The 5601-nt window shown below is 57.3% G+C and carries 4 protein-coding genes; all 4 read right to left on the bottom strand.

Annotation, left to right across the window (positions count from 1 at the left end):
* Nucleotides 1-867: 867 nt before the first annotated feature.
* The gene (locus tag AAAC48_RS02340; protein WP_340652627.1) at nt 868-1866 is read right to left on the bottom strand and encodes a glutathione S-transferase family protein; all 999 of its coding nucleotides are present in this window, start codon (nt 1864-1866) and stop codon (nt 868-870) included.
* Nucleotides 1867-1973: 107 nt separating this feature from the next.
* On the bottom strand, nt 1974-3647 hold the full coding sequence (gene ilvD, locus AAAC48_RS02335) for a dihydroxy-acid dehydratase (protein ID WP_340652626.1): 1674 nt from the start codon (nt 3645-3647) through the stop codon (nt 1974-1976).
* A gap of 67 nt (nt 3648-3714) precedes the next feature.
* On the bottom strand, nt 3715-4971 hold the full coding sequence (locus AAAC48_RS02330) for a lytic murein transglycosylase (protein WP_340652625.1): 1257 nt from the start codon (nt 4969-4971) through the stop codon (nt 3715-3717).
* Nucleotides 4972-4981: 10 nt separating this feature from the next.
* Nucleotides 4982-5587, bottom strand: coding sequence for a recombination mediator RecR (recR, locus tag AAAC48_RS02325; protein ID WP_340652624.1), 606 nt, complete (start codon nt 5585-5587; stop codon nt 4982-4984).
* Nucleotides 5588-5601: the final 14 nt, after the last annotated feature.

The following is a 5601-nucleotide window of genomic DNA, read 5'->3' as shown; positions in this document are numbered from 1 at the left end:
GCATGCAGTAGTGTTCAAACAGTCCGGCAGGAGCCTTCTCCATGTGTTCGGGGTAGGTGAGTTTGGGTGTCTCACTCATCGGTTTGCTGCTTCATCAACTTCCGCAGACGCATTTCGATCGAGATCTAATTTGGCAAAGATCCGACGACGTCAGTTGCCTAATGCGCGTTTTGCCGCGAACAACGGTTGGAAGCCACCCGAATATCGGTTTTGGTTCGATCTGTTTCTGAAGCTTGTCAAACAGGCGCATGTCGGGTGGGCGTAGGAGCCCCCGTCTGAGGCGGTCGATCATTACCGACGTTGCTGTGACCCAACGACCGGAAACGACCCCGCGCTGCCGTTCGGCAGGCGGCTCGTTTGAGCCCTAACCGGTCATTTGCTCCTGACACTTTGTGCCGGTTCCTTCGACGAGTGTGTTTTGCGATAACGCATTCTTGCAGATGTTGGCTGATAATCAGTAAACTAACCATTGTAGGAGTCCTCTTCAGGAGCAGGTGTATGGCGTCATTCTGTAGCTTCCTAGTGTTTGAACCAAGACAAACTGAATTAATAGGATCGACAATGGCGCCTGAAACGGCAAGAAGATGCAGCGCATGTTCCGATCCGGCTCTTTGCCGGATCGAAAGATACATGCGCAGCTTCATTCATTGGACCATGCTCTGAGAAGCGTGAAGGGCGGGTCTTTTCCCCGGCCGAACGGTTCGACACTTGAGCTTGCCGCCGTTTCGGCGTCGGCAGGATAGGGTCTTTTCGCCCGGCTACGTCGTCGCAAAGGCTCGACAATGGATAAACATTTCTTGTCCCTTTGCTCCTCGTATCCGAACGAAAAGCCAAATACCATTTCGACCAGATTAACAGGTTCTGACCCTAATGCCGGAAGATCCCCTTGCTGAGCAACCGCTCGCGATCATGGGGCCCTTCGAAATCAAGCACCGGTCCAAGCGGCACGATGCCGGTCGGATTGACGTGGGCGATCGAATAGTAGCCGGCCTTGATGTGGTCGATCTTCACAGTGTTGCGTACATCCTGCCACTGGTAAAGCTCGCGCAAATAATTGGAAAGATTGTGATAATCGCTCAACCTGCGAATATTGCATTTGAAGACGCCGTTATACGCAGCATCGAAACGGACCAGCGTCACGAACAGGCGCCAGTCCGCTTCCGTTATATGCTGGCCGGCGATGTATCGATGATCCGCCAGATGCGTCTCGACCTTGTCCAGCGCGCTGAACACATTCGCAGCCGCCTCCCCATAAGCAGCCTGAGACTTGGCAAAGCCGGCGCGATAGACGCCATTATTGATGTTTTCGTAGATAAGGTCGTTCCATCTATCGATCTCGGGGCGCAAATGTTCCGGATAGAAATCCTGATTGTCGCCCGTCAGGCTATCGAAAGCGGTATTGAGAATGCGGATGATATCGGCCGATTCGTTGTTGACGATGCGGCCTTCCTTGCGATCCCACAGCACGGGCACCGAGACCTTCCCGGTATAATTGGGCTCGCTCGCGGTATAGAGCTGATAGAGGTAACGGATCGGTGGTGCTTTTGGGCCGGCATCCTGCTCTCTTGCGAAAGTCCAGCCGTTTTCACCGATTGCCGGTTCGGCGACTGAGATGCGGATGATGTCGCGCAGGCCCTTGAGGGTGCGCAAGATTAGCGTGCGCGAGGCCCAAGGGCAGAGATAGGAGACAAAGAGCTGATAGCGATCGCGTTCCGCGGGAAATGTTGGATTGCCCTTTGGGTCAGGACTGCCATCCGGCGTGATAAAGTTGTGGAAATGCGTCGCCTCGCGGTGGAATGCGCCGCCCTTCATTTCGCTGGCGGCAACGTCGCCCTTTACCCATTGTCCATTTACCAGAGCCGGCATCTGTTGTCTTTCCTGAGGTCTTCATTGACCGTCAGGATCGCATTTCACGGCGCGCTTTCATACCGGAGAGGCTTTGACAGACTGTATTTGCGTCCGAGACAATAGGATCAACCGGTCACGGCACCCTCACTGGCCGATTTTGCCAGCTGCGCAAATTTTGCCAAAACACCGCGCGTGTAGCGGGGAGCTGGCTGTTTCCAGCTCTTGCGGCGGGCCTCCAGCTCGGCTTCACTCACTTCGAGATGCAGCAATTGCTGGTGTGCATCAATCGTGACCATGTCGCCTTCCTGAACGAGGGCAATGGTGCCGCCTTCAAATGCTTCAGGGGTGACGTGCCCGACAACCATGCCCCAGGTGCCGCCGGAAAACCGCCCGTCCGTAATCAAACCGACGCTTTCGCCGAGGCCGCGACCGATTATGGCGGAGGTCGGCGCCAGCATCTCCGGCATGCCCGGACCACCCTTCGGACCAAGATAGCGCAGGACCAGCACATCGCCGGGCCTGATCTTGTCCGACAGGATCGCATCCATGGCCGACTGCTCGTCGTCGAAGACGCGTGCGGGCCCCTGAATGACCGGGTTCTTAAGGCCCGTGATCTTGGCGACCGCACCGCCCGGCGCGAGATTGCCCTTGAGGATCGCCAAATGCCCCTCCTTGTAGAGCGCCTTGTCGATCGGGCGGATGATGTTCTGGTCGGCAGGCGGCGCGTCAGGGACATGCGCCAGTTCCTCGGCGATGGTGCGCCCTGTGATGGTCAGGCAATCGCCATGCAAGAGACCTGCATTCAACAGGATCTTCAGTACCTGCGGGATGCCTCCGACCTTGTGCAGGTCCACGGCCATATATTGCCCAGACGGCCGCAGGTTGCAGATCACCGGCACCTTGCGGCGCACACGCTCGAAATCGTCCAGCGTCCATTCCACTTCCGCCGCATGGGCGATGGCGAGGAAATGCAGAACGCCATTGGTGGAGCCTCCTGTCGCCATGATCAGCGCGACGGCATTTTCGATCGATTTGCGGGTGATAATATCGCGCGGGCGGATATTCCTGCCCACAGCCTCGACCAGAACGCGCGCAGATTCCTCCGTGCTGTCGACTTTTTCCGCATCGGGATTGGCCATGGTCGACGATGACATCAGCGACATGCCAAGCGCCTCGAAGGCCGAACTCATGGTATTGGCCGTGTACATGCCGCCACAAGAGCCGGTGGAAGGACAGGCGTGACGCTCTATCCCTTCGAAGTCCTCCTCGCTCATCTTTCCGGCCATAAAGGAGCCGACTGCCTCGAATGAGGAAACAATGGACAGGTCCTTGCCCTTCCATTTGCCCGGCTTGATAGTGCCGCCATAGACGTAGATTGCGGGCACATTGGTACGAGCGATCGCGATCATGCCGCCGGGCATGTTCTTGTCGCAGCCGCCTATGACGAGAACGCCGTCCATCCACTGGCCGTTGACGCAGGTCTCGATGCAATCTGCGATCACTTCGCGCGATATGAGCGAATATTTCATCCCTTCCGTGCCCATCGCCATGCCGTCGGAAATGGTCGGGGTGCCGAAGATCTGCGGATTGCCGCCTGCCGCTCTCACCGCCGCAACAGCCGCATCAGCCAGCGGCTGCAGCCCGGCATTGCAGGGTGTGATCGTCGAATGGCCATTGGCAATGCCGATCATCGGCTTGTCAAAATCGGCCTTCTCATAGCCGAGCGCGTAATACATGGCACGATTGGGCGACCGTGCGACGCCCTGGGTAATATGTTTCGACCGCTCGTTGGATGGCATGATCTCGCTCCCATTTCGATCCGGAAGTAGTTTTAGAGCTTTTCAGGAGGAGAACGAAAGAAAATCTTCAGCGAATTGCCCTGATGAGGTCCTTGTCGGGAAAGCACGTTGCGGCCATGCCCTGTTTTGCCTGCCAGTCGCCGATAGACCGCCGGGTCTTGAAGCCCGGGAACCCGTCGGAACCACCGGCATCATAACCCTTCCTTTCCAGCACCTTTTGCAGGCTGGCAATATCTGAACGATTGAGCCCGCCAACATCGCCCCATCCTGCGGAAAAACCCGTCGCGCCATGAGCGATGCGATCCCCGACATGGCCGATGAACAGCGCATAGAGATCGCTCATATTGTATTCCTTGAGCACATAGAAATTCTTGGTCACGATGAATGCAGGGCCATGCCGTCCGGCAGGCATTACCAGGAAGCCCTCGCGCTTGGTCTCGCTGGATGGAAACGCCTTGCCGTTGACCCGGGCGATGCCAAGCTTTTCCCAGGCCGTAAACGGCTTGCCCTGATCCGGTCCTTCAAGTGCACAGCTGACGCTGCCCGGAACATTGACCTCATAGCCCCAGTCGCGGCCACGCTGCCAGCCATATTGCGCAAGGTAATGCGCAATCGACCCCAGCGTATCCGGCACCGAGGTCCAGATGTCGCGCTTGCCGTCGCCGTCGAAATCCACGGCATGTTCGAGATAAGAACTCGGCATGAATTGCGGCTGACCGAGCGCTCCGGCCCAGGAGCTCTTCATGCTTGCGGCGCCGATATAGCCCTTTTGAACAATCTCCAGTGCTGCAACCAACTCCTCGCGGAACATATCCTTGCGCGTCGCCATGAACGCTTTCGTGCCAAGCACTGTAAAAGCATTATAGGGAATCTTGACGCTGCCATAGCCGCTCTCGCGGCCCCATATGGCGAGAACGATCTCACCAGGAACGCCATATTTGCTCTCTACCGCCTTCAGAACCCGCGCATATTGTCCAAAACGTGCTGTGCCGCCCGATGTGACGGCATTTACGGTCTTGTCGTTAAAGTATTTTCCGGGTGAGCCGAACTCAGTCTGAACCTGTTTTTGCGGTGTCTGCGGCTTCTCGCCCGGCATGACGAGATCGGGCAGGTCGAAGTTCAGCGTCACGCCAGTAAAGGCCTGATCGAAGGTAGCTTTGGAAATGCCCTTTGCCTTGGCTTGCGGCCAGAGATCGTTGGCAAGCCAGGACTGGAACTGAGCTTCGACCTCAGGCTTTGATGCGGCCAATCCCGCACTTGCATCAAGACCTAGAAATATCCCTACCACCGCCCCAAGGGCAAATCTCAATGGGCGTTGGATCAAGACATTCTCCCTATAGTGATGTTCTGGCGCGCAGTGCCGCCGTCAACGTTCCCTCGTCAAGGTAATCGAGTTCGCCGCCCACGGGCACGCCATGAGCAAGCCTCGTGATGCGAACATCAAAACCAGCAAGCTGATCGGTGATGTAGTGCGCCGTCGTCTGCCCCTCGACGGTCGCATTGACGGCGAGGATGACTTCCTTGATCTCGCCTTCCGCTACACGACTGACAAGTGTCATGATGTTGAGATCGTCCGGGCCAACACCGTCGAGTGGCGACAGCCGCCCGCCGAGCACATGATATCGCACATTCATCGAACCTGCCCGTTCCAGTGCCCACAAATCGGAGACATCCTCGACCACTATAAGCGTCGCGCGTTCGCGGCGCGGGTCGGTGCAGATCATGCAGGGATCGGACGTATCGACATTGCCACAGGTGCTGCAGATGCGCACCTTGTCGGCAGCATCCTGCATGGCCGAACCCAGCGGGATCAGCAGCGCTTCCTTCTTCTTGATGAGGTGCAGGGCAGCCCGGCGGGCGGAACGCGGCCCTAGTCCTGGCACTTTGGCCAGCAGCTGGATCAGGCGTTCAATTTCAGGACCGGCGATTCGTTTCGACATATCGCCGGTTTAGA

The sequence above is a fragment of the Phyllobacterium sp. genome (assembly GCF_037994405.1).
GTDB lineage: Bacteria > Pseudomonadota > Alphaproteobacteria > Rhizobiales > Rhizobiaceae > Phyllobacterium.
This window is presented reverse-complemented; position numbering and strand designations above follow the sequence as displayed.

Bases quoted from the DNA above. Each gene is read 5' to 3' on its own strand.
- AAAC48_RS02340 (WP_340652627.1), bottom strand. From the start codon at position 1,866: ATGCCGGCTCTGGTAAATGGACAATGGGTAAAGGGCGACGTTGCCGCC.
- ilvD (WP_340652626.1), bottom strand. From the start codon at position 3,647: ATGCCATCCAACGAGCGGTCGAAACATATTACCCAGGGCGTCGCACGG.
- recR (WP_340652624.1), bottom strand. From the start codon at position 5,587: ATGTCGAAACGAATCGCCGGTCCTGAAATTGAACGCCTGATCCAGCTG.